General features: G+C 46.7%; 22 protein-coding genes and 3 pseudogenes. 22 read left to right on the top strand and 3 right to left on the bottom strand.

All coding sequences use genetic code 11. The features are described from left to right. Positions 1-84 precede the first annotated feature (84 nt). Entirely contained in the window at positions 85-663 is a 579-nt protein-coding gene (locus HP552_RS27895; RefSeq protein WP_175398629.1) for an isochorismatase family protein, read from the bottom strand. A 130-nt stretch (positions 664-793) separates the two neighbouring features. On the opposite strand from HP552_RS27895, the gene HP552_RS27890 reads away from it, so the two are divergent. From HP552_RS27890 to HP552_RS27875, 4 genes are all read left to right on the top strand, one after another. Beyond that, on the top strand, positions 794-1,675 hold the full coding sequence (locus HP552_RS27890) for a TetR/AcrR family transcriptional regulator (protein ID WP_175398628.1): 882 nt from the start codon (positions 794-796) through the stop codon (positions 1,673-1,675). Between the two features lie 504 nt (positions 1,676-2,179). After that, a complete protein-coding gene (locus HP552_RS27885; RefSeq protein ID WP_175399136.1) occupies positions 2,180-3,073 on the top strand; it encodes a helix-turn-helix domain-containing protein in 894 nt (297 codons plus the stop codon). A gap of 66 nt (positions 3,074-3,139) precedes the next feature. After that, on the top strand, positions 3,140-4,240 hold the full coding sequence (locus HP552_RS27880; RefSeq protein WP_175398627.1) for a phosphotransferase enzyme family protein: 1,101 nt from the start codon (positions 3,140-3,142) through the stop codon (positions 4,238-4,240). A gap of 950 nt (positions 4,241-5,190) precedes the next feature. Beyond that, complete coding sequence (locus HP552_RS27875; RefSeq protein WP_175398626.1) at positions 5,191-5,700, top strand: pilus assembly protein; 510 nt, start codon at positions 5,191-5,193, stop codon at positions 5,698-5,700. Here the strand turns inward: HP552_RS27875 and HP552_RS35665 are convergent. Then, positions 5,694-5,879: pseudogene (locus HP552_RS35665) on the bottom strand (hypothetical protein); the annotation flags it as partial. The gene HP552_RS27875 and the pseudogene HP552_RS35665 sit on opposite strands and share 7 nt — an antisense overlap. 694 nt (positions 5,880-6,573) lie before the next feature. Beyond that, positions 6,574-8,172, bottom strand: a complete 1,599-nt coding sequence (locus tag HP552_RS27870) for a PucR family transcriptional regulator (RefSeq protein ID WP_175398625.1) — start codon at positions 8,170-8,172, stop codon at positions 6,574-6,576. 271 nt (positions 8,173-8,443) lie between these two features. On the opposite strand from HP552_RS27870, the gene HP552_RS27865 reads away from it, so the two are divergent. The 18 genes and pseudogenes from HP552_RS27865 (at position 8,444) to HP552_RS27780 (ending at position 25,062) form a co-directional block, all read left to right on the top strand. Beyond that, positions 8,444-9,241, top strand: a complete 798-nt coding sequence (locus HP552_RS27865; protein ID WP_175398624.1) for an ABC transporter ATP-binding protein — start codon at positions 8,444-8,446, stop codon at positions 9,239-9,241. 30 nt (positions 9,242-9,271) lie between these two features. After that, positions 9,272-10,150, top strand: coding sequence for an ABC transporter permease (locus HP552_RS27860; protein WP_175398623.1), 879 nt, complete (start codon positions 9,272-9,274; stop codon positions 10,148-10,150). Between the two features lie 26 nt (positions 10,151-10,176). Continuing rightward, on the top strand, positions 10,177-11,205 hold the full coding sequence (locus HP552_RS27855) for an ABC transporter substrate-binding protein (protein WP_175398622.1): 1,029 nt from the start codon (positions 10,177-10,179) through the stop codon (positions 11,203-11,205). Positions 11,206-11,267: 62 nt separating this feature from the next. Next, a complete protein-coding gene (locus HP552_RS27850; protein WP_175398621.1) occupies positions 11,268-12,080 on the top strand; it encodes a cysteine hydrolase family protein in 813 nt (270 codons plus the stop codon). A gap of 21 nt (positions 12,081-12,101) precedes the next feature. Next, on the top strand, positions 12,102-13,289 hold the full coding sequence (locus HP552_RS27845; RefSeq protein WP_175398620.1) for an amidase: 1,188 nt from the start codon (positions 12,102-12,104) through the stop codon (positions 13,287-13,289). Positions 13,290-13,359: 70 nt separating this feature from the next. Beyond that, a complete protein-coding gene (locus tag HP552_RS27840) occupies positions 13,360-14,202 on the top strand; it encodes a creatininase family protein (protein ID WP_175398619.1) in 843 nt (280 codons plus the stop codon). Next, on the top strand, positions 14,199-15,065 hold the full coding sequence (locus HP552_RS27835) for a fumarylacetoacetate hydrolase family protein (RefSeq protein WP_175398618.1): 867 nt from the start codon (positions 14,199-14,201) through the stop codon (positions 15,063-15,065). The genes HP552_RS27840 and HP552_RS27835 overlap by 4 nt, the downstream gene beginning before the upstream one ends. 35 nt (positions 15,066-15,100) lie before the next feature. Then, positions 15,101-16,117: an ABC transporter substrate-binding protein gene (locus HP552_RS27830; RefSeq protein WP_175398617.1), complete on the top strand. Its 1,017-nt coding sequence runs from the start codon at positions 15,101-15,103 to the stop codon at positions 16,115-16,117. A gap of 48 nt (positions 16,118-16,165) precedes the next feature. Next, complete coding sequence (locus HP552_RS27825) at positions 16,166-17,500, top strand: FAD-binding oxidoreductase (protein WP_175398616.1); 1,335 nt, start codon at positions 16,166-16,168, stop codon at positions 17,498-17,500. Between the two features lie 96 nt (positions 17,501-17,596). Further along, positions 17,597-19,279: a CocE/NonD family hydrolase gene (locus tag HP552_RS27820; protein ID WP_175398615.1), complete on the top strand. Its 1,683-nt coding sequence runs from the start codon at positions 17,597-17,599 to the stop codon at positions 19,277-19,279. A gap of 45 nt (positions 19,280-19,324) precedes the next feature. Then, on the top strand, positions 19,325-19,765 hold the full coding sequence (locus tag HP552_RS27815) for a cupin domain-containing protein (RefSeq protein ID WP_090898515.1): 441 nt from the start codon (positions 19,325-19,327) through the stop codon (positions 19,763-19,765). Continuing rightward, positions 19,762-21,090: an amidohydrolase family protein gene (locus HP552_RS27810; RefSeq protein ID WP_175398614.1), complete on the top strand. Its 1,329-nt coding sequence runs from the start codon at positions 19,762-19,764 to the stop codon at positions 21,088-21,090. The genes HP552_RS27815 and HP552_RS27810 overlap by 4 nt, the downstream gene beginning before the upstream one ends. A 57-nt stretch (positions 21,091-21,147) precedes the next feature. Beyond that, on the top strand, positions 21,148-22,728 hold the full coding sequence (ggt, locus tag HP552_RS27805) for a gamma-glutamyltransferase (RefSeq protein ID WP_175399135.1): 1,581 nt from the start codon (positions 21,148-21,150) through the stop codon (positions 22,726-22,728). A gap of 35 nt (positions 22,729-22,763) precedes the next feature. Further along, positions 22,764-22,895, top strand: a pseudogene (locus HP552_RS27800) (transposase); the annotation flags it as partial. A gap of 4 nt (positions 22,896-22,899) precedes the next feature. Continuing rightward, a complete protein-coding gene (locus HP552_RS35950; protein WP_175398613.1) occupies positions 22,900-23,217 on the top strand; it encodes a hypothetical protein in 318 nt (105 codons plus the stop codon). 147 nt (positions 23,218-23,364) lie between these two features. Continuing rightward, positions 23,365-23,466: pseudogene (locus HP552_RS35495) on the top strand (DUF2992 family protein); the annotation flags it as partial. A gap of 41 nt (positions 23,467-23,507) precedes the next feature. Further along, positions 23,508-23,708 (top strand): family 1 glycosylhydrolase, encoded by a 201-nt coding sequence (locus tag HP552_RS27785; protein WP_312884358.1) that lies wholly within the window; start codon positions 23,508-23,510, stop codon positions 23,706-23,708. A gap of 526 nt (positions 23,709-24,234) precedes the next feature. Then, positions 24,235-25,062, top strand: a complete 828-nt coding sequence (locus tag HP552_RS27780; RefSeq protein ID WP_175398612.1) for an aldo/keto reductase — start codon at positions 24,235-24,237, stop codon at positions 25,060-25,062. Positions 25,063-25,430: the final 368 nt, after the last annotated feature.

Below are 25,430 nucleotides of genomic sequence, written 5' to 3'. Positions count from 1 at the left end.
AGTGTCGTAGAAAAATAACATTGTATTATTTCAGAGGCGTGGTTGTTAACGCACCTCTCATCGATTAAGTCCTTTGATGTGGATCTATGATTGAAGTGCTGCACAAGCGAGAATCTCGTCGGTCGTGCGGATTCGGCCGATACGTGGAAAGATGACTTTGCTTACGTGCTCATGTTCTGCCTCACTGAATCCGGTCATGGCGTCGATCGCGAAAATTACCTGGTACCCATGAGCAAATGCTTCTCGAGCCGTGGTATCAACCCCGATCCCTGAGGCAATTCCGCAGAGTACAATCGTTGTAATGCCTCTCCTGCGCAACTGCTGATCCAGATCCGTCCCGTAAAATGCACCCCACTGACGCTTAGTAATTAGATGGTCGTTAGCAGTGACTCCAATTTCAGGCACAATTTCATCCCAACCAGGCACCAGATTGATCGCTGGAGGTTCTTGATCCAGCAGGGGACGAGGCATGTCTTTGAAATCTTTCGAAGAAACGCGTACGAGTCCAACGAAGGCACCTGCCTCACGGAAAGATTGAACCATGGCAGAGGCACGTTCGACAACTTGTTCTGCCGAATGAGGGGCGTATTGGTTTCCGATCCATTTCTGTAAATCGATTACGATTAAGGCCGTTTTAGAAAATTGATATAAATGTTCTTTCATGTTAATCACACTCCAGTTTCAGTTTATCCATTCTTGACTGTCAGTTCAAATTTTTGAACTTGAGTTATTTGACTGCATGTTCATAATTTTGTACTATGGGTTTAACGTTGTCAAGAGGGGATGCATGAGCATGAGCGTAACGAAGCAAGATATCATTTATTCGGCTTCTAAGATGTTTAAAGAAAAAGGTTATCTGGCCACATCCATTCAGGAAATTGCCCAGGACTGTTCCATAGCAAAGGGCTCCGTGTACAAATATTTCCCTTCTAAAGAGGATTTGTTGTGTGAGGTTTTCGACCAATGCCAATTGGCTTACTTTGATCAGGCTGAACGTTTAAAAGATATCGGAACGGGAAGCCCTCAGGAGCGACTTGTGGATCAGATCGTATTTCGTTTTCAGTATTTCATGGAATATCGTCATATTATGGTGGATTTCATTGATCTACCGATTACGCAATACGAAACATTCCGCAAATTAAGGAACCACGTTCGCGAGCGAATGATGGAGTGGCACAGATCATGGCTTGTGGAAGTCTATGGTCATAGAATTAAACCGTTTCTCTGGGATTTGATCTTTATTTACCGGGCAATTCTTAAAGATTATCTGCAGCGCGTCATCTCCGAAGAGAATCTATTGTCCGTTGAGGATACGGCTTGGTTTATCGTTGATAAAATGGATGCGTTAGTCAACCACATGTCCAAGTCAGGTTCGAACGGACTGCTTGGGAAAAGCGCATATGATACATTTATTCATTCAGGCTCAAACGACTGGAATAGTGAAAAAGAACGGATTACCGAAGAGCTGCTCGGCAGAGTGATTGCTATTATTGAGGCATGGAAGGGTGGGGCAGAACGGCGTAAGGAATTGCAAGAGATTGTTCAATTGTTGAATAGCGAGATTGCACAGACCGAGCCAAAGAGGTCGGTTATTCAAGCGTTGTGTGCTTACCTGGAACAAGAAAAAGACCTAAGAAGTTCAGTTATTCAGTTAAAGCAAACCGTCCTTTTATAGGTTAGAAATATTGGTATAGGTAAGATAAAATGTTTGCGTGACGATTGTTCCAATGATGATAACTAGAATTTATTTCAGAACTAACTGTAACCTCTTGAATTTATTGTCAGTGACAAGATATATTCTTGTATTTAAACGGTTTCTTTACTTTAGCGATAAATTATATCCGTCTGATATTCACCCTGTAATCATTAAGCTAACGGAAAACGATAACTCAATAATACAAAGAGAGCAGCTGATCAAAGTGATCAGCTGCTTTTGTTGAACTAACGGGCAGATTAGTTTAATTCTAACCACGCAGAGTCGTAGGGGCGGGGAATTTGATAAGCGGGCTAGTGGCAAAAAAATGAATATAAGTAATTCTAGCCTTCCAATTGACTCAGACTTTTTCTTTTATTCAAAAAATAAAGATGATTCCCATCTGTGGTATGATTTCACTAATAGCGAATATGTTTCGTTATGAATTTTAAGGAACAAATATATATTAGGAGAGTGACATAGGCTATACAACCATACAACATTCTTTCTGAGCTCCTGTCTCGAATAGAAGAGGTTGTTTCTGGTACGAGCGAGACAGATTATCTAAACGATCTCCCGATTTCCATTGTTCACTTACGTCGACTTTTCAAGTTCGCTTTTGGCGTACCGCTACAAAGCTATATCCGCTCTCGAAAGCTAGCCTTCAGCTTAGAAGATTTGATGCAGACTGAGAAACGGGTTCTAGATATTGCCATCGACTGCGGTTATGAACATGAGCAAACCTACATACGTGCATTTAAACGCGAATATGGAATGACGCCTGGTGAATGTAGAGACTCCGGCAAAAATATTCACGTAACAGCCCCAATTCATCTATTTCCAAAGAACGATGTTTGCGGAAATTTAATATATGGACCAGAAATGGTTATGATCCCGTCCTTTCATGTCATGGGGCGAATGTATCAAATTGAGATTGCTGAATCGCCGACCGAAGCGCCCGAAGCGGCCAAACAGTTTTGGTGGGGCAAGCGGCATGAAGTGCCTAATCCGATAGAACCCAATATCTATTACGGTCTAACGAGGACACCTGATCCATCGCTTAGTTGGACGTACTATCTACCATCTATGCGTGTAACGGATCTGAATAACATTCCTGACGGCTTTGTAGGAGATACAGTCCCTGCGTCAATGTGTGTCAGTTTTCGCTATGTTGGAAATCATCATTATGAGGAGATCAACCAACTACGCGCAGAGGCGCTGTATGCTGCCATTGATAGGCTTGCCAAAGAGCACAATGGGAAATTCGACCTTCTGGATGGCGATTTCTTCTTTGAAAAAGTGGATTTGGATGCATATGATGGGGAGTATTGTCAAATGGAATGGTTTGCGCCCATCAGAGTGAACCGTTTCTTAAAATGATCAAAAAAGTCCATTGCGCGTGCCGATACGATGGTATGCTCTTTTTAGTACATTAATCACAAATAGATGTTTGTAAGAAGAGGAGAGATAGTTATACATTATAACGAAGTCGTTGCAATCGGAGATACCTATTTACTTACAGTTGTATCAGAGACGTTCGGATTAGAAGGATATGAAATCCAGCGGATTCCGGCACATGATGGCGGGCGGAATGTCGTTTACACATGTGAAAAAGAGGGCGAGAGTGCTAAAATACTCAGAATCGCTTTCTTACCCGACAGGAGCCGAGAAGATTTCCTAGGCGAAGTGGAATTTGTTAGATATCTATTTGAGCACGGAGGCAGTGTCTCGAATGTAATCAGCTCCCGAAAGGGGAATCTGCTGGAGGAGATCCCTTACAATAACCACATCTTTTTTGTCTGCCTGTTTGAAAAGGCTAAGGGGAAATTACTTGTAGAAAATAATTATCGGTACAGAGAAGGAGTTCCAATTACCGAATATTATTATAATTGCGGCAAAACCCTGGGGAGACTGCACCAAATATCGAAGGGGTATACGCCTGTTCATCACCGGTATAGCTTTTTTGACAAATATAATACCGAATATATCGATAAACTGATACCGAATTCCTTGTCTTTGCTTAAAGAGAAAATGGTAGGACTCCTTGATACCTTACAAGGATTGGATAGGGACCAGGAGACTTTTGGTATGCTCCATTTTGATTACAACGATGGGAATTATTCAATAGATTTTAATACCGGACAAATAACTGTATATGATTTCGATAATTCATGTTTCGGTTGGTATATGTTTGACTTGGCCAGCATCTGGGGAAACGGAGTCGGCTGGATACAATTTGAACCAGACGCTAGTAAACGGAAGGAATTTATGGATGATTATTTTGAAACAGTCCTTGAAGGGTACAGATCGGAGACCAATCTCGAAGAGTCTATGCTGGAAAAGTTGCCTTTATTTATCCAAGTGAACCTTATGGAAAATATCTTAGGCAGATTCGAGGATATGGGCAACAATTGTAAAGAGCCTGAATGTTACGAGGAACTGTCATATCTCATAAAATGTTTGGAAGAAGATATCCCGTATATAGGTTTTTTTCATGAGATTTACTCCATAGAAGACCCGTTTGAGTATGAGAAACGAAATATTTAGTCTTTTTTCTACAGTTTTATCCTTCCGACCTACAACCAAGATCTCAATGCCACCGAACGGTTCGGGAATATTGTTTATTGTTTAAGTTAATTAATTGGACCCTAGGAGCTGTCACGCCGCGACAAGCTCCTTCTTATTTTTCGCCAGTATTGTCATTAAGTTGACGCGTATCACAATTAGAACTGCCGCTGCGATCTTTGATTGTTGTAATAAACACGAGGAAATTTTGTTCGCATATATTGAGGTAACATGCCTTATGAATCAGAAGAAAATAAAGAATTTGTCCTATCCAATCAAATAGTTATGAGTGATGAGTGGATTTTCCCTGGAGAAAACATAGGCTTCGTTGGGGAGATCATTTGGTTTCAAACGAAAACAAAGACGTGCGATGAATATGGAAAGTTTCTTTAGATGCATTATTCTTTCTAAAGACGCAAATCTGTCCCAGTTTAATTATCTCTTCTATATGATAGAAGATGATGATTCGCCAGTTTTAGTTGTTTACGAATAGAAAACAGACTTTAAGGATGTACTTCTACCTAAGGTAAAGCACTATCTAACGGCATCCGATAAACAATTATGAGTTTGGTTTGAGGACGTTTATCTTACCAAGAGTAGTTTAGTACAGTAATTAACGTTAAAATGCTTGATCGATTAATGATCTAGATCCCATTTACTGGTGTTGAAATAACGCTAAAATCAATTTATGGATCGATTACAATTGGATCTAAAAAGCGTTTGTGTCATTCAACTAACCTAGAAACGATAGCTCAATAAAACCAAAAAAGCTGCTTATCCATGGGTTGCTTTTATTCAACTAATGGGCAGGTTAACTGAGTGCTATTTTGTAAATAAAGATGTAACTTTTATTGATTATTAGGCGTTATGAATAACGAGAAACATTTTATAGGTTTTACAATAACTAATTAAGGGATACGAGGGATTAAGCTGTGAATAAAAAAGGTCTTATTTTTGCCGTTTTATCTTTAACTTTAATGATAGCGATCGTAACTGCCTGTGATTCAACAAGTCCAGCTCAAGAGAATACGTCTAATCCAAAGTTTGGTGAACTATTAAGCAAGTCGGCAAGTACAACCCTTGCTAATTCTTTAAGCGAAGAAGAGAATAAACCCTCGCACTACATTGCTTCTGGAGGCGCAACTGTACAGCAACCTTTTTCAGTAGATCCTGGATTTGTACATATAAGACTTCTAATGAAGAACAATAGTAGCCATGAAGTCAATGTTAGTTTAACGCACTTAGATACTAGTAAACTGTATTTCGCTAGAACAATTGCTGCCGAGGAATCTCTTGATTGGATAAATTTTAATGAAGGTTTCGAACAAGGCATGCTTAATGGAGGCTATGTACTCCAATGGAGTGGTGGTGGTTATAGTGTAGATGGAGACGTATGGGGATCTGCTGGTTCAGAACCGGAATTTGTTCATCTATCTTATTGAACTAACGGGCAGGTTAACACAACAATCTCTTTTGAAATGAGTCCAGGAGCTTGCCTATAGACCAGCTCTCCGACGAGTTCAACAATAGTTCGCGTTAAGATAATAGTAGCAACTATTGAACTCCATTCATTAGGTAAGTAGAGAGCAAGGGGAAGCACAACTAAAGAATTTCGGGTACCAACAATTAAGCTTTCTGATAAAATTGGGTAGAATAATGGAAAAATTAAAGTAAGTATAAATGATGATATTATAGGGATATGGGATCAAGGGATAAGTGAGCTAAAAAAAATAGAACGAATTGATACAGAACTATATAGAAATGGCGAATATCACCATAAAGTTGCCTACCTGTCGAGGGACACGAACATGGTCCCATTATAGTCGCTATCTTAGCGGCTATTTTGTTTTATCGGTACAAGTTCGTGTCCCAAGCCACGGACAAGAACTTGTACCGATTACCGTAAGGACACAAACATGTTCCTATTACCGATTAGTTGACTATCTAAATGAAAAGCGATGTAATGAAAACCTCAAGAAGCAGCATTATGCAGGACAGTTTTCGCTTTTCGATTAGATGAAGATCTGAGAAGAAGTGTTGTATCTCTTTTTAGTGACTGAAACGCTGAATGCAATTGAAAATACCGAGATCAGACAACTGTTTGAAAAATTTTCATCTCTTTTGGTAAACGGTGAGACTGACTTTATTGAAGAGGAGTATACAATAACATTTGATTTTAATAATACATAGTATCAAGCTAACGGGAAACGATAGCTCAACAAAACCAACAAAGCAGCTGACCAACGTGATCAGCTGCTTTTGTTAAACTAACGGGCAACTAGGAATCGAGGCTTTCTAGGACCCCTAGTCCTTTCTCAAATTGGTCTCTCAGGTGACATCAAATGCCTAAACATAAGTCCCATCTTTAAGAGCAGCAGATGATCGGTATTCTTCAAATCCAGATTCAGCAGCCCCGAAATTTTCTCCAGCCTGTACAGCACCGTGTTTCGATGGATGAATAGCTCTCGTGCGGTCTCATTCACTTGGCCATTGTTGGCGAAATAGGCTTCAAGCGTGTGCATCATCTCGCTGGTGTACTCCTCTTCTTTGTCCAGCAGTGGACGGAATAAATAAGAGCAATACCTGAACATAACCTCCTGTGGAATATGCTTGAAGAGATAAATAAACTCCAGGTCAGCAAACATGACAATCGGTTCGCTTAAACCAAGCTCTGTACTGATTCGCTCAGCTTCCCCGCACTCCCGGAAGCCGTCGATGAACTCCTCCATGCCCGTTCTCACTTTACTGATAAAACATGTCCTTGTTCCGTGGTCCCATGAATGCATCAAATCCGCATACAAACGTACCGAATTCTCATACTTCCTTCGATCCTTGGCCTCTTCATCTAGAAGGGGGAAGAGTGAATATATGCGGTTCATCACATAAAAATGATGGGATTCCAAGGAGGACGTTTTGGGATGGTCCTGAAGCTTATTCTGAATCTCCCTCAGTTTGCGCCTCTGACTTTCATGGTCCCAAGCATCCGCTCTTGTGGAAGATACCATGCATACATAGGGAGTACTCCAAAATGTGCTTCCCAATGCTTCGGCAAATTCGAGCACCGTTTTCAGAGAGGCGTTCCCCTTTAAGTAACGTTCCATAGCCGTGCCAAGACGACTGCCTGCCGCAGCAGCCTCCTGATTCTGGATGACCTCCAGATGATAGGAAAGAATAACGGCAGCTTGGTGAAAAATGCCCTCCATTTCATGTGCTTCCATCAGATTTTCAGTTTGTATCAGCAAGTAACCGTATGACTTTCCATTTTTCAGCAGGGGTACCCGATACAGCAGGTTATTGGCTGACTTGTAAAACCGATTGTCCTGATTCCAGGGCCAATCGCTCAACAGCTCCATTTCGGAACAGCGTGTCATGTTATACAAGGTCTGTCCGTCAGAGGTAACGATGGCTAAAGGAATCCCTAAAATGCTTGTGATACATTGAAAATAATTGGTGTACTCATCCGCCTGCATCGCAAAATCAACCAGCTTCTTCTGCGTTTCAAGCAATTCATTCAGCCGGCGGGTATCGCGTTGGAACTCGGATTGGTAGAGAGCGGTGATCTGCTCGGAGAAGGTGAATTGAAAAGGCAGCTCAATTAGGGGCAAGCCCAGCCGATCGGCTTCCAGCAGGGCTATCTCTGGTATTTCCGCCCAGTATCGACCAAGCTTAATGCCCAGCCCGGAGGCCCCACGTTCATTCAGCTTTTGCAGCAAATTAACAAATTCCTCAGGTGAATCCCTAATCGCATAAGCTGTAGTCAACAATAGTTCCCCTTCTTTCATCCAGTTGATCACATCCGGGGCATCCATCAAGTTGATGGAGCTAATCGTTCGAGAAATTCCTTTTTTACCGGCTGCCAATTTCCCTTCCGATAACGGGTACACTGCCAACGCATCTTCTATAGTTAAATGCATGTCAATCCATCCTCCTAATGATACATATCTGAATCAGGTACCTGACACGACGTAACTTTTTAAGCAATTATATAGGCTCTTGTCGAATTCCTGCAATCATTTTTGTAATGTATATGTTATATAAGTTGACTCAATATATGAGTTTCACTGTTTTTGAACCAATGTAAAGCGTATACCGTTAGATAAAAAACCAAAATTGTGTCAGGAATATTTACACACATATTTTTTGGCTTTATGATAGGACCAACTTCAAAGAGAAGAGGGGATTCAGATGCAGCTCACCCAAAATCAACAGGCAGCGGCCCAAAAGGACAGCCGTTCCATGCTTGTAATCGATGATGTCGGCAAAATTTACCCCAATGGCACTGTAGCTGTGCAGCATGCGAATCTGCATGTGGGGGAAGGGGAATTTCTGTGTTTTGTCGGCCCTTCCGGTTGCGGGAAATCTACCATCTTTAATATGATTGCCGGTTTGACGGAACCGACCTCCGGTCACTTGACCGTGCTGGGTACTTCCCCAAAGGAAGCACGTAAACAGAATGAAATAGCCTTTGTATTTCAGGAGCATACCCTGCTACCGTGGGCCAAGCTGATTGATAATGTCACCATGCCTCTGACTTTGCGTGGCGTATCCAAAAAGGAGCGAATTACCGAAGGAGAACGGGTTCTAGAGCTGGTAGGCCTGAAGGATTATATGAAGGTGCTGCCCCGTGAGTTGTCAGGCGGAATGAAGATGAGAGTATCTATTGCACGAGCGTTAATATCCCGTCCCAAGTTGCTGTTAATGGACGAACCGTTTGGCGCCCTTGATGAAATTACCAGGCAGACGCTTCAGAATGAACTGCTAAATATCTGGGAACAGGACAAGAAGATGTCGGTTCTGTTCATTACGCATAACGTGTTTGAAAGTGTGTTCCTATCAACAAAAGTCGTGGTGATGACGCCTCGTCCCGGTAAAATTTCGGATTTCATTGATATTCCGTTTGCCTATCCGAGGGATGATGAATTCCGGACCCAGCCTGAATTCGGTGAATATGTACGCAGCGTGTCCAATGTACTGAAACATTAATAGCCAGAAATGAGAGGAGAGGGAAGCAACATGGAAGAGATGGTAGCTAATCCAGCCGTTGAAACGACAGCAGGTATCCGAACTTCTGGGAAGGACAATGCCCGCAGCCATCATCCGGCAGAAGAGAGCCCAGTTATTGGACTGCTGAAAAAAATTCTGCCGCCAATAGTCGTGTTCGTCCTGTTTATCGGCGGATGGGAATTAATCGTGCGGCTACTGGGGATGCCCCCATATATCTTGCCCAAGCCATCCGATATTGCCGCAGCGGCTGCTGAGAACAGCGCGAATCTGATTACGTCGGTAAGCACAACCATTGTTGAGGCGTTGATCGGTTTTACAATCAGTGTAGTGCTTGGGATTTCATTGGCCATTCTGCTAGCTCTGTCCAAAACAGTGGAAAAAAGCGTATATCCTTACGCTATTATCCTACAGACTATTCCGGTCGTTGCGGTAGCGCCAATCATTGTAATCTGGTTCGGAGCGGGAATAAATGCCATTGTGATCATTTCATTCTTAATTAGCTTTTTCCCGATTTTATCGAATACGCTGATCGGATTGAACTCAACGGATCAGAACATGAAGAATTTATTCTATTTGTATAATGCAAGCAAGCTGCAAACCATTTGGAGGCTTAGATTTCCGGCGGCACTCCCGTACATTATGGCAGGGCTGAAAATTTCATGCTCCAGTTCGGTTGTCGGAGCGATCGTGGGTGAATACATTGCAGGCATTGGTGGCGGACAAGGCGGACTCGGTTACGGGATTACCGTTGCGGCTACACGCCTGCAAACTCCTTACCTGTTCGCCTGCGGTTTAGCTGCATCCGCCCTAGGAATCGCATTTTTCCTGATCATCAACATGGTGTCGAACAAACTTTTGAAGTCCTGGCATGAATCAGCAATGAAATGATACCAGAACCGGGGGAGAGAACCAACATGTCCAAACATCATATGAACTTTCGTTACAAGAAATGGCTGCTGTCGGCTGCTTCTTTGATCATACTGCTTCTGAGCGCATGCTCCAATTCCTCCGCTCTAGAATCCGCCGCCCCGGCGGGAGGAGAAGCCGGAACAGATTTGAAGCAGGTGAAACTGATCGAAGGCTGGTACGCCAAAGGGGAAGATGGAGGCTATTTTGCGGCATTGCAGCAGAATTATTATAAGGACAAGGGAATCGACATGACGATTCAGCCTGGAGGCCCCGAGGTGTCAACCATGCAGCTTGTCGCTGCAGGCAAAGCTGAATTCGGTATCTCTTATGCGGATGAAATTTTGAAGGCGCGGGAACAGGGAATCCCTGTTGTCGGTATCCTTGCCGGTTTTCAAAGCACACCGCAGGTTCTGATGTACCACAAGGGGGAGAACATTCAGGATTTCACAGACCTGAACGGCAAAACCGTATACATCGGTACAGCGGTGCCTTACTGGGAATATATCAAGAGCCAGTACAATCTGACAGATGTAAAAGAAATGAAGTATAACGGGCAGCTTGTCAATTTTATCAATGATCCCAGTTCGCTCAATCAGGGTTACATCACGAATGAGCCTTACGCACTTTCTCAGCAGGGGGTTGAGGTGGACTATCTGAAAATCGCCGATTCCGGTTATGCGAACTATGCAGACGTTCTTTTTACGACTGAAGATTACCTCAAAGAGCACCCTGATGTCGTCGAAGCTGTGGTGCAGGCAAGTCAGAAAGGTTGGAGCTATTATCTAGACAACTATGAAAAGGTAAACCCGTTTATTCAGACCTACAATCCCGATATGACGGTAGAAGCAATGAATTACGAGGCAGTGCAGGAAAAACCCTTTATTCTTAACAAGGATTCCGAGGCAAATGGTATTGGTTACATGACAAAGGAACGCTGGAGCACCCTGCAGGATCAGATGATCAAGGGCGGAGGATTAACGAAGGCACTAGATGTTACCCAGGCGTTTACAACCGAGTATCTGATGAAGCCATAAACCTGGACCAGAAGTATTTGATGCCTCAAATCAGAAATTTCAGAAAAATGAGGGGACTTTATATGTTCAAACTTGGAAATCGAAAAAGCTATTGGCAAGTGTCCGAAACGTTGGTGGATCTAAGGCGAACGCAAAAGTACGGCAAGTCAGTAACCCTCCCTGCACAGCCGCAGGAAGTCATATTTGATCTGGAGCATACGGCGGTTATTGTCATCGATATGCAGAATGATTTCTGTACGCCGGGTGGATGGCTGGATTCCATTGGGGTCGATACCTCGCCGCTTCTAAACCCGGTCAGTCGGCTGAACCGACTCATGCCAGAGTTACGTCAAGCGGGAGTGCCTGTTATTTGGGTGAACTGGGGCAACCGGGAAGACCGAATGAACGTGCCACCATCCGTGCTCCATGTGTACAATTCGGATGGGCGGGGCAACGGCATCGGGGACCCGCTGCCGGGGAACGGCTCCAAGGTGCTGGAGAAAGGCAGTTGGGGAACGGCAATTGTCGATGGCCTGGATTCATCCCCCGATGATATCTATGTGGATAAATACCGCATGAGTGGGTTTTGGGATACACCACTGGACAGTATTCTACGCAATCTCAATATTCAAACGGTGTTGTTTGCCGGGGTAAATCTCGATCAGTGTGTCATGCATACACTGCAGGACGCGGCTTGTCTCGGATATGACGGCATACTTCTGGAGGATTGCTCGGCAACAAGCTCCCCGGATTTCTGCATAGAAGCGACATTGTACAATATCAAGCAATGTTATGGCTTCGTTACGGATTCCACCTGGTTGGTACAAGAGCTGAGCGGGGCAGCGACTCCTATAGAGAGAAACACCTCGGAAGAGCTGGCATCGTTAGAAGGCTGAACAGAAGGATGGGATGAAGCAATGAAGGACCAATGGAACGCCATTGTCAACCAGGTGATCGTTGAACCGACAGGACAGGGTAGGTTGAACGGACTCAGCTTTATGGTCAAGGATGTGTTTGCCGTACGTGACATTACTAATGGCGCGGGTAATCCTTGTTGGCTCCAGACGCATGAGCCGGCGAAGGAACACGCGGAAACGCTCAACCTGCTATTGCAGCAAGGAGCTCGACTAACGGGCATGACGCATACGGATGAGCTGATGTTCAGCTTGAATGGTGAAAATGTTCATTATGGAACACCAGTGAATCCAAGGGCACCCGATCGTATCCCTGGCGGTTCATCTAGCGGATCGGCGGTTGCTGTCGCCGCTGGGCTTGCTGACTTCTCCCTTGGAACGGATACGGGAGGATCGGTACGTGTGCCATCTTCGTACTGTGGAATTTATGGAATGCGTCCATCGCATGGCATTGTCTCCGAGAAAGGCGTTATCCCACTCGCTCCCAGCTTCGACACCGTTGGCTGGATGGCACGCGATCTCGAGACACTGTGCCAGGTAGGTGGAGTGCTTCTGCCGCAGACAGACTCTGGTATCGGATTTAGCCGGGTGCTCATCGGTGAGGATGCGTGGGAGCTTGCTGACACGGAGAGCAAAGAGGCGCTTACCCCTTACCTGAAGATGCTGAGCGGCCTGGCAGCGAGCCATGAAACTGTTCGCATCGCCCCGCAGGGTCTGCCTGAATGGATGACCATGTTCAGGACGATCCAGGGCTATGAAATATGGCAGGAGCACAGGGCGTGGATTGAACGTGAGCAGCCGACCTTCGGACCAGATACAGCCGGGCGATTCTCCTGGGCAAGCACCGTTGAACGTGCCGATCAGGAGAAGGCAGCCAAACGCCGAATTGAGGTATGCAAGCACATGGCTGACCTGCTCAGAACAGATACGGTGCTTGTGATTCCGACGACGACTGGAGCGGCCCCGAAGCTGGGATTGGGCGGGCATTTAATTGAAGAACGAAGAGTGAAAACGATGCGATTAACCTGCATTGCCGGTTTGTCGGGTCTGCCACAGCTTACGATCCCCGCTGCCGAGGTACTGGGCTGCCCGGTCGGTATTTCCCTTATCGCTGGCCCGGGACAGGATCAACGTCTGCTGGAATGGGCCACATCCTTTTTTTCAGCAGTAAATTCAGCAGTAAAAGGATAAGAGCATCATTCGATAATGAATGTTAAGCTACGCGAAAAACATTAAAGCCGTAGGAGAAAGGGTGTCAGTTATGTTTCAACGATACGAAGGAACAGCATGGGAGGAACGATTTTTGCCCCGTCTGACAAGCAAACAGGTCAAAGAGCTGCCGAAGGATAAGGCGCTGGTTATTCTCCCAGTCGGAGCTGTGGAGCAGCATGGCCCCCATCTGCCCGTATATACGGACACTTTGATTGGGGAAGCGACATTATCACAAACGCTGGAGCGGGTGCGGGCGGATAAGGAGATCTGGCTGCTGCCTCCGGTCTCGTATGGCAAAAGCAATGAACATATCGGACTTCCGGGCACCATTTCCTTATCGGCGAGCACACTGCATGCCATCATGCTGGACATTGCAGAAAGTCTGAAGGCCAGTGGTTTTCGCAAGTTATTGTTGTTTAACACCCATGGTGGCAACGTGGATTTGCTGAATACGGTATCACGAGAAATACGGATCAGAACGGGGATGATGGTTTTCTATCTCAGTCCCAGCAGTCTGAATGTGGCAGAGGATCTCCTGTCTTCCGAGGAGTTGGAATACGGTATTCATGGTGGCGATTATGAGACCTCTCTCGTGATGTCCATTAAACCGGACTGGGTGAAGAAGGAGTTCCTCGTCAAAGAGCTTCCTGATATGTCCTCTTACCGCTTTCTTACATTAGAAGGGAAAATCCGCTTCGCCTGGAAGATGGCTGATATTTCCGCTACCGGTATTGCTGGTGATGCAACGACGGCCACGCCTGAGAAAGGCAGGATTATTCAGGATAGGATCTCAACGATTTTGTCGGAGGCGCTGGAGGAACTGTGTGATTTTGAAATCACCGATGTCCGCGGGACTGAACCGGTTCAGCAGCCAGCAGGAAGCACCCCGTGAAGCTCGTCAGTCTGAAACACGGCGATGGTGAACAGGCAGCGATTGAACATAGGGAACGATTCTTCCTTCTGGAGGAGATCAACAGGGCGGAAGGAAGCACATGGGGCACCTCCGTTATGGAGATCTTGCAGCAAGGCCAGCTAGAGGAGCTTGTCCAGTGGTATAAGAAGCACGGCGACAGAACGATTTCATCAATCCCTTTCATATCTTCAGAGGGAGCCATACCTGCTCCTCTCTTCCGACACCCTCGAAAAATATGGGGAATTGGCATGAATTATGTGCAAAAAGCGATTGATCTCGCATCCACTCCTCCAGAGCTTGAGCCGGTCTGCTTCATGAAGCCGGACTCAAGCCTGATTGGGCCGGAAGAGTATATCCAGCTGACGGCTCAGGATGTGAATGTGACATCAGAAGCTGAGCTTGGCATTATCATCGGCCGAATCTGCAAAAATGTGCCGGAAGAACGTGCGCAGGAGGTCATTGCCGGTTTTGCCGCAACGCTGGATATGACTAACCAGGACATCCACGCACGGAACCCTAGATTCCTGCAGCGATCCAAGGTATCCGATACATTTTTCAGTCTTGGACCACAACTAATAACACCTGATGAAATAAATGATCTGCAGAGCCTTGTCGTTGAAACTGTGTTGAATGATGAGATTATTCATAGCAATACGGTGTCTCGCATGATTTATCATCCATGGTTCATTGTCTCGTATTTTTCACAGATGATGACTCTCTATCCGGGAGATGTGATCATGACAGGCACACCCGGGTCCGTCCAGATTCAGCAAGGAGATGTCGCTAAGTGTAGAATCAGTGGTTTTATGACACTTCGAAATCCGGTAGGGGAAGTAGAATAGATCATCAGTAATTTTCCTTGGGGAGTGGTAATGAGATGAAGAAGTACAGACAAAAGGGAACTGTAGTTTTACTCGCAGCAATATTTTCCTTATCCACATTGCTGGCGGCTTGCGGGAATCAGCCAACTGCTCAGAATGCCTCTGCTACGGGGGGAAGCGAGGAACTCACGGCAATTACACAGGTGACCAACTGGTTTGCACAAGCGGAGCACGGGGGTCTGTATGCGGCAAAGGAACAAGGATATTACAATGAGGCTGGTCTCGATATGACTATCCAGGCGGGTGGGCCGCAGGTGTCTCCAACACAGATCGTGGCTTCCGGCAAGGCACAGTTCGGACTTGCTACAGCGGACCAATTGCTGGTCGCTCGTGAAGAAGGAATCCCTCTTGTAGCAATTGCGACGATATTCCAGAAAAGCCCGCAGGGACTTATGGTTCATGCCAATCAGAACATTTCCTCCCTGGCCGATTTGAACAACCGCTCCGTATACGTGGGGACAGGCTCGGTGTTCTGGGATTTTGTGAAGAGTAAATACCAATTGGGTAACGTGAAGGAATTGGCTTATACCGGTTCTCTGGCTCCTTTTGTAGCCGATGAAACGGTTGCCATTCAGGGATATGTAACCAGTGAGCCGTACGAGATGAAGCAGCAGAATGTAGACATTAATTTCCTACTACTGGCGGATGCTGGTTATAACCCGTATTCCAATGTGCTGTTCACCACAGAACAGTATATACAGGATCATCCTGATATTGTGCGTGGTTATGTCGAGGCTTCGATGAAGGGCTGGGATTACTACAAGACCAATTATGATACCGTGAATGACGTTATCTTAAAAGAAAACCCTGATTTTACGAAAAAAAAGCTGAACTATGCCGCTGAAACGCTTATCCCGTTCGTATACGAAGATGATGCGGCGGAACACGGTGTTGGTTACATGACAGAGGAACGCTGGACGGAGCTCGGAAAGCAGCTAAAGGAGATTGGGGCATTGAAAGAGGAGCCTGATGTCAGCAAAGTATTTACGGATGAGTTCTTGCCGAATTCCTAAGAGATTCCTTTAGGAGATCAGTATTACAACATACGGGAGGGGAACCGAATGAATGAACATTGGATAGTCGTATTGAAAGAACGCATGGACCCGCAATTGCTGCAGTGGGAGGAGGCAGCCCTTGCCAAATATTCGATGGATTATCATCACTTCTCTCCTGTGCTGGCCAGTCAGCTGCAGGGTAAGGTCGCCGAGTGCATCGCCAGTCCGCGCACCGAGGAAGAGCTTGACGATCTGCTCTCCATTGCAGCAGAGCTGGGAGTTCCGCTGACGATCAGGGGGAACGGCACCGGCAACTACGGTCAATGCGTTCCGGTCACAGGCGGAATCGTCCTGAATCTGGCCAAATACAACAAGGTGCTCGAAATGGGAGAAGGCACGATGCGGATCCAGGCCGGGGCTAGACTCGGCAAAATGGAATCCACTGCCCGCAAGGCTGGTTATGAGCTGCGTACGATGCCTTCCACCTTTCAATCAGCGACGATCGGAGGTTTTTTATGCGGCGGTTTTGGCGGTATCGGTTCGATCAGCTGGGGGACGATCTGGGATGGGCTGGTACGTTCTCTAAAAATCAAAACGCTTGAGGTTCATCCCCGTACCATTGAGCTCCAGGGGGACGAGGTGCTGCCTTACCTGCATACTTACGGTACAATCGGCATTTTATCCGAAGTGGAAATCAATCTGGCTCCCCGGGTGGAATGGATGCAGTGGGCAGTAACCTTTGACAGGTTTGAACAGGCTTTTCGCTTCGGGCAGTCGGTTGCTGAGGACACTTCCTTGGTGAAAAGGCTAATTTCCATCCATGAATGGCCGGTTCCGTCCTATTTTCTTCCGCTTGATCTCCCCGCTGGTCGTGCTGTTGTATTGCTTGAAGTGGATACAACCAACGAATCCCAACTTGAACGTATCCTATCGGAATATGAAGGTCATATGGCTATGAAGGTCTCTGCCGAGCAGTATCACAAAGGTGTAGGGGTCTCCGATTTCACATGGAATCATACGACTTTGTGGGCGCGCAAGGCAGACCCCGGCTTAACCTACCTGCAGCTGAATTTTGATCCATCCTGTGCCCTTGAGCAAATCTCATCTATGAAAAAGGAATATCCGGAAGTAATGAATCATATCGAGTTTGCCCGGCAAAATGAAAATTTGCTGATCTCCGGCCTGCCGCTGGTTCCCTTCACTACGGAGGAAAACCTGAATCAGCTAATGGAACGTTACGAGGAAAACCGGGTTAGAGTAAATAATCCGCATACTTGGGATTTGAAGGAGGGCGGGCGATCATACGCCCATGATCGTTTATGGGAAATCAAACATCGCAACGATCCGAAGGGGATTTTGAATCAGGAGAAATTAAAGCGTTCGGCTGTTAGCGGTGTCTGATCAACGGGTGATGGAAGAATGGCGCAACCTGCAGCAGTTTACGTGCCATGCGGATTTTTATAGTCAATCCGTATCTACAGCAAAGGAGTGAGTTGCATGAAATTTGGAAATGTAGTCATCCGCCGAAAGGTTCCTTGCACGATGCGCGACGGCATAACGTTGTATTCAGATATATACCTGCCGGACGAGACAGGAGAATATCCTGTGCTGCTGATGCGCCAGCCTTACGGCCGGTCGATTGCCTCTACCGTTACGCATGCCCACCCCGTCTGGTATGCCAGTAAGGGATATATCGTGGTAATCCAGGACGTCAGGGGGCAGGGAGAGTCGGAAGGCGAATTTAATCCGTTTGTTCAGGAATCAGAGGACGGATTTGATACCATCGAATGGGCAGCCGGTCTGTCCGGCTCGACCGGGAAAGTAGGCATGTACGGTTTCTCTTATCAAGGCCTAACACAATGGGCAGCAGCTTCCCTTCACCCCCCTGCGCTCAAGGCGATTGCACCGAGCATGTGTCCGGCAGACATGTATCATGGCTTATTTTACCCGCATGGCTCCTTCGCACTTGGCAATCATCTGCCGTGGGCTTTCCAGCTGGCTCGTGACACGGCACAAAGAGCGGGTGACTTCGAAACGGCAGAGCAATGCTCCAGATTGATGCGCAGCCCCGAGGAGATGCTTTGGAAAATGCCATTGAATGAAAAACATCCGATTCTGGAGCAATACTTTCCCGCATTTTATGATTGGATTGGTCATCAAACGTACGATGAGTACTGGGAGCGGATGAACTGGATCGACGAGATCGCCCGGGAGCCGGTGCCGGCGTTGCATATTGGGGGCTGGTATGACGGTTTCCTAATGGGCACATTACAGTCGTTCGAGGCTCTGCAAGCTACGGCCACGCCGGATTGCTTCCATCGGCTCATTGTCGGCCCGTGGGCTCACATTCCATGGGGTCGCAGAGCGGGCGGAATCGATCATGGCGAGCAGGCAGATGGTGGTCATCATCTGGAGCAGCTGCGCTGGTTTGATTATTGGCTGAAGGGCAAGGAAGACATGGAATTGCCTGGTGAACTGCCGATCCGATATTTTGACCCATTGAGTCATGAATGGCATACGGCGGAACAGCTGCCTCCTGTATTTGAGGATGGACACTCTCCGTCCGAATGGTTTTATCTGTCCGGGTCACAGACCCCGGCGAACGGTGCGGCAGGAGGGGGGAGACTGGAAAAGCATAAGGAAGATGTGGAGGAAGCTGTGCCGGATGTATTCGTATACGACTCACGTCTGCCGATGCGTCTGGACTCTTACCTGCCGTCCGACCGAGCTGCCATTCAGGAACGGCAAGAGATTCTGGTATATACGGGAGGACCGCTTGCAGAGGATATCCCGATTTTTGGGTCCCCGGAGTTATCCGTTCAGTACCAAACATTGGGAGGTCCGACGGATCTGGTGGCCATCCTCACGACCGTATCGGAGAAAGGGACGGCCCGGCTACTGAGTGTGGGTCGCACGGAAATCTGCAGTGAAGGAGCAGATGCCCCCAATGTATGGAGAACAGCGCAGATCCGGCTGCGTCCCTTGGCGGCCACCCTGCCGGCTGGCTCGTATATCCGGCTTGAGTTGACAGGCAGCGCCTTCCCGTTATTCGCCCGGCATCCGAACGGTGTCTGGGATGAGACGAACAGCACGGGAACAGGTGGGTTGAAGATTGCCACCACGGCTGTTCGCAGTACGGAACAGGACATATCCTGTTTGAAGCTGCCGTTGAAAAGATGAAAAGCAAAGTATAAATTAAATCAATCAAAGTGAGGTTGAATGTATATGGTGAACATTCCAGGTCTGGTTGCTGGTAACTTTGAGAATTGTCCCGTCCACAAAATTTCCGCACAGGATACGAACAAGTTCATTTTACTGTGCGACAGGGAGCAGGTTCCTTTCACTTCATTTGTGGAGATCTTCGAGGTTGGAGGCAGAACTCCATCCAATGAACACCGGGAAGCTTATGAATATTTTTATGTGTTAAAAGGGGAGGGGCTTGCCAAAGTTGGCAACGAATATGAGACTCCGATCCGCCAAGGCTCATTCATTATTATTCCACCGGGCAACCATCACGATATTATCAACACGGGCAGCACACGTCTGTATTGTCTGACGACGATGGTACCGGACGAAATGTTCTCGGATATGATCAAAGCGGGTCCTGCCACCGAGCTGGATGAGGAGGATCTGGCCGTGCTTCAGGCACTGGCTACAGCGCAATGAGTGCAGGGCTGCATTTCATTAATGTACGCCTACCGCATCGGGAAGACCTCTGCCTTTATGAACTAAAGGCGGAGGTTGGAAAATGGGTTAGTGTCCATCGGCAGGATCGTTTCCTTGATGCATGGGAAAGCGGTGCTTCCCGTCTGATGGTCCCGCACCAGGCTGGATCGGATCTGAAACGGCTCGCAGACGCGGATTGCATCGATCTGCAGGGCGGGATGATGCTTCCTGGCCTGGTTGACTGTCATATGCATCTGGATAAAGCTTTTTCGCTTGAGCAGGTGTCGAACCGATCCGGCACACTTCATGAAGCCATTCTTAGTTACAGCCATGCTGTACAGACATTCAGCAAGGAGCAGCTGGCGGAACGCATGCTGACGGCCGCCAGAATGGCACTGAGCTACGGGACCACGACCATAAGAAGCCACCTTGACTTCCCTGTTCATTTGGGGAGAGAGGTGGCCTTTCGGACGATTGAGGCAGCCTTGGAAGTACGGGAGAAGTTGAAGGGCAGTATGTCTATCCAATATGCGCTCATGGTTCCGTTCCGCGGCAATCATGAAGCAGCAGATGAGGCAATCGAGGAAGCACTGCGGATGGGAATTGATGTACTGGGTGGAGCCCCTCACCTGGCAGACGACCCTGAACGGGAGATTGGCAGGATTTTTCGGTTAGCGGAACGTTTCGGCGTACCCATTGATCTGCATGCAGATGAAAGTGATAATCCCGGAAAAAAAACCGTGCTGAGCATCGCAGAGCATACAATTCGCTACGGTTATCAGGGCAGAGTGACGGCAGATCATCTGTGCTCGTTGTCCGCAATGACGGAAAATGATGCACAGCTTGTGATGGCGAAGATGAAGGAAGCAGGTCTGAACGCCGTAACGCTGCCTGCGGTGAACATGTATCTTCAGGGACGGGAAGATCGCGGCCTGGTAAGACGGGGCACAACACGCATTCGCGAGCTGCTTGCAGAAGGCATTCCGCTTGCTGCGGCCTCCGACAATATTCAGGACCCGTTCCATCCGTTCGGCCGGGGGGATCTGATACAGATCGCCCAAATCACATCGTATGCGGCCCATATGGGCAGTGAACAGGATTTAGTACAGCTGCTGCGGATGATCACGGATACACCTGCTGAAATTACGGGCTGCGACGAGTATGGAATAGAAGAAGGGCATGACTGCAACTTTGTTGTCACGGATGCTTCGGATGTCACGCAGCTGCTATCGGGTACAAAAATGAGTCGCTGGGTGTATGCCTCCGGCAAATGGCAGTCTGCTTTGCATACAGCTCAGACATTCGCGTCTGAATTGGTAACATAATAAGCAACAAACAGGAATTACCGTCAGTTGAACATAGAAGAGAAAGAAGGTGGCAAGATGGTTCCACAAGTCACAGGCACACAGACGATGGTAGTCAGTCCTCATTCTTTGGCCAGCGCGGCAGGAGCGCGTATTTTGCAGCAAGGAGGTAACGCCTTTGATGCCGCCGTGGCGGTGAGCGCCTGTCTTGCCGTCGTATACCCCCATATGACGGGACTGGGAGGCGATTCCTTCTGGTTAACCTATAGCAACGAAGATAGAAAAGTCAGGGCATATAACGCGAGTGGACGTTCGGGCAGCCGGATTACCGCCAGCTGCTTTGCCGGCGAATCAGCCATCCCGCAGCGGGGACCCCGAAGTGTCATTACTGTGCCGGGTATGGTGGACGGCTGGGATGCCATATTGCAGGAATATGGCTCGAAGACGCTGGCAGAGGTGCTTGAGCCCGCGATCCAATATGCACTGGAAGGCTTCCCACTGTCGCCGGACCAGCATGTCAATACAGCCGAGCGTTTCGATGTGCTGGCAGCTTATCCACAGACAGCCGCCATCTATCTGCCTGGAGGCAAGGTCCCGGAGCAAGGCAGCCGCTTTGTGCAGTCTGCTTTGGGAAGCAGCCTGCTGCAGATTGCGGACCAGTGCCGAGACGTATTTTATTCAGGCAGTGTTGGTCAGGAAATTGTTCGCTCCCTTAAGGAGCAGGGCGGTCTGCTGACACTGGAGGACTTTGCGAGACACAGAGGTGAATGGGTGGAACCGGTCAAAGGGAGTTACCGAGGGATTGATCTTTATCAGGTCCCTCCGAACTCACAGGGCTTTACCGGTATAATGGCGCTTCAAATTCTAGAACAGTTTGATTTGGAGAGTATAGAGCATGGTTCCTATGAGTACTATCACCTGCTTGTGGAAGCGCTGAAGCTGAGCTTCCGTGACCGCGATCGTTATTTGACAGACCCACAATTTTCCTCCATTCCCCTGGACCGGCTGCTATCCAAATCCTATGCCGCGAAGCTGGCGGCCTGCATCGATATGGAGCGAGCTCTGCCGATGGATACCCAGCCGGTAGGCCATGATACGGCTTATGCGGCAGTAGTAGACAGTGAGGGCAATGCCGTTTCATTTATCCAAAGCCTCTATTTTGAGTTCGGCTCGGCTGTGGTTGGGGGAGACACCGGTATTTTGCTGCAGAACCGGGGCTCGTTCTTTTCTCTTGAGCCGTCGCATGTGAACAGGCTTGAACCAGACAAAAGAACTTTTCATACCCTGATGCCAGCGATGGCTTGCCGCGATGGGAAGCCGTATATTTTGTATGGTACCCAGGGAGGAGAAGGTCAGCCGCAGACACAAACCGCGCTGCTGACCCGCATGGTGGATTATCGCATGCCCCCCCAGATCGCTGTGCGTGAACCCCGCTGGGTGTGGGGAAGAACATGGGGAGAGGCAACGCAAGAATTAAGAGTGGAAGGCCGAATTACGGCAGAAGTGCAGCAGCGTTTACGGCTAGCCGGACACGCGGTATACACAGTTGAAGATTTTGCTAGAGTAATGGGACATGCGCATGCCATTATGATCGATGACAATGGCTTCCTGTTCGGGGGCACGGACCCTCGCAGCGATGGTGCGGCTATCGGATGGTAAACCAAAACAGGGGCGAAAGGACTGGATTCTGCTAGCAACTCGAGGCGTTTGCAGGTCTTGGTCCTGGAATTTTTAGTTCAGGGAAGTTTACGGCGACAAGCACACGAATAACGAAACGTGGCTCGAAGAGGCTTAGACATTCTTTATATCTAGCTGTGCAATGCGGAGCATTTGAATTTTGCCGACGTACAATTCATTTCTCCGATTTTCAACATGCTGGGCATTACAGGAAGATTTCTCCCGAAAGAGCGATTATATGCTGGATTTCTTCGATATACAATTGTCGAGGGACAGGGGCAATTAAATAGAAAGATGAATCCCGAATGGGAATCAAAAGTTAGAGAGTATACTTTGAATGAATCGCAAATGGACTTTGTGTTTTTGCCCAGTAAAGCTCTTGATTTCTTCCGAAATGAAGATTGTGTACCTGTTGTTTTTCTATTAGGAGAAGAACCTGTAGGTTTCTTTGTCTTGCACAATAGTGAATAAGTTTACGATTTTACAGATAGTGATAAATCAATCTTTTTACGGGCATTTTCTATCGACAGAAAAAACCAGAGAAAAGGGTATGCTACATTAGCAGATAGCTCAATAATATCAAAAAGCTGATCCATGTAATCAGCAACTTTTGTTCAAGCTTGTCGCCATATTTTTGGTAACGAACCGAAGGATTCGGAAGTTTTAGAGTTCGTTAGCGAGAAAATGATGGAATTGATGAGCCTCACGGAATTAAACTAAGACATCATAAATCATAACTAGAGGAGTATTTGTTAGGGAAAGTGACGATTTTTCCGGACTTCAAAATTACACGAGAGAAGTGTTCGGACCTGAAGGGGCTTCAATCATGTCTCAACGACGGAATCGATGTCAGAGGTTATTTACATTGGACCACGTTTGATAACTTCGAGTGGCAGACAGGATATAGCATGACATTCGGTCTGATTGAGGTTGATCGTGCAACGCAGGAGACGGAAGCCTAAAGAGAGCGCACAATATTTAGGTATCATCGCTCAATCGACAATCGGATGAACTAATGCTCGTTTTAAACAATAGAATGATAAAAAGAACGTAAGCTGTTGATCAGTATAGACACCACTGTGGTAGTGAACTATGAGAGAACAGTGCAAGATTGAACTTCAAACGATTAAGAAGATCATACCAAAAGTAGCACAATCCAATATACTATCATATTGGACTTTACTGATGATTATATAGGATCTTCACTATCAACGACTGTCCCCTCAGCGTGGGAGGGGCAGTCTGATTATGTGATTGATACTGACTTGATTTATATACGCTAATATCAAATTAACGGGCAAGTTAACGTAGGATAAGAAGAATAAGAAAGAAAAACTTTGGCTTTTACAAGAAAGTCATTGCATCCAATGGTTCAGACTTGGACTAGAATCATCAGACACGATATAATTATTAATATGTATCATTACAATAACCTCTTGGATTTTGGATCCAGGAGGTTTTTTAGAAATATTCAGGAGGGATATATCTATGAACCGTCACTATACCCAACTCAGGAATGGAGTGCAGATGCCATGGATCGGACTTGGCGTCTGGACGCCCGAACGTGATGATGCTACGGAAGCTATTAAACAGGCTTTGGAAATGGGTTACAGGAGTATTGACACAGCATCGGCTTATGAAAATGAGACACAGGTGGGCAGGGCTGTAGCTGAGTCAGGAATTCCAAGAGAAGATATGTTCATAACCACAAAAGTGGCTAACGGGGACCAAGGGTACGACTCGACGCTGCATGCATTCGAATCCAGCATGGAGAAGTTGCAATTGGACTATTTGGATTTATACTTGATTCATTGGCCGGTCGAGGGGAAGTCCCTTGATACTTGGAGAGCGCTAGAGCATCTGTACAGACAAAAAAGAGTCAGAGCCATCGGCGTAAGCAATTTTCAAATCAATGATCTGGAAGGTCTATTGTCTGTGGCGGAAGTTGTTCCCATGGTCAATCAAATCGAATTCCATCCTAATTTGACTCATATGGAATTAAGAGTTTTCTGCAAACAGCATCAAATTCAGATGGAAGCCTGGTCCCCATTGATGAAGGGTCAGCTGTCTGGCAATGAAACGCTGGAGAGTATCGCAAGTAAACACGGCAAAACGGTAGCACAGGTCATCCTGCGTTGGGATATACAGAGTGGTTTTGTGACTATTCCCAAATCATTTAATGCAACCCGGCTGTTGGAGAATATTTCGATTTTTGATTTCACGTTGACCGAAGAAGAGATGAGCAGTATTGATTTGTTAAATAAAAATGAGAAGCTCCCCAAGCCTGATATGAGCAAGTTCCGATCCCGATCATAAGGAACCTAAATCCTGGTGATGTATGAAGTAGGGTGTAATTTTGCAGTTGTTTTTTCTTTGTAACTTTCTTAATATACATCTGACCTAAAGCGCACTAAAATTTTCTAAGAAGCTGTGATACATAAAGAAAGGGGAAATTGGACGGCACCACAATACTTGGATAACTCTTTGCGCGTACTGACAAAAGGAAATTGCATCAGACAGTCCGCTTTCTAGCTTATTATTTAAATATCGAAGGATAGGAGCTCCAAGTCGGAGCCAATAAGCTGATTGAACAAAAGCTGTCTGGACAAATTAGTGAGAAAAATTTCTTGAGAATGCAAAAGGCTTAGCTAAACTTGAAAAATGATCCGTCCATAATAGTGTGA

Origin of the sequence: Paenibacillus xylanilyticus, from assembly GCF_013359935.1 — a bacterium.
In the GTDB taxonomy this organism is placed as follows: Bacteria; Bacillota; Bacilli; order Paenibacillales; family Paenibacillaceae; genus Paenibacillus; species Paenibacillus xylanilyticus.
Note: the sequence above shows the minus strand (reverse complement) of the source record. Positions and strands in the feature narration are given on the sequence as shown.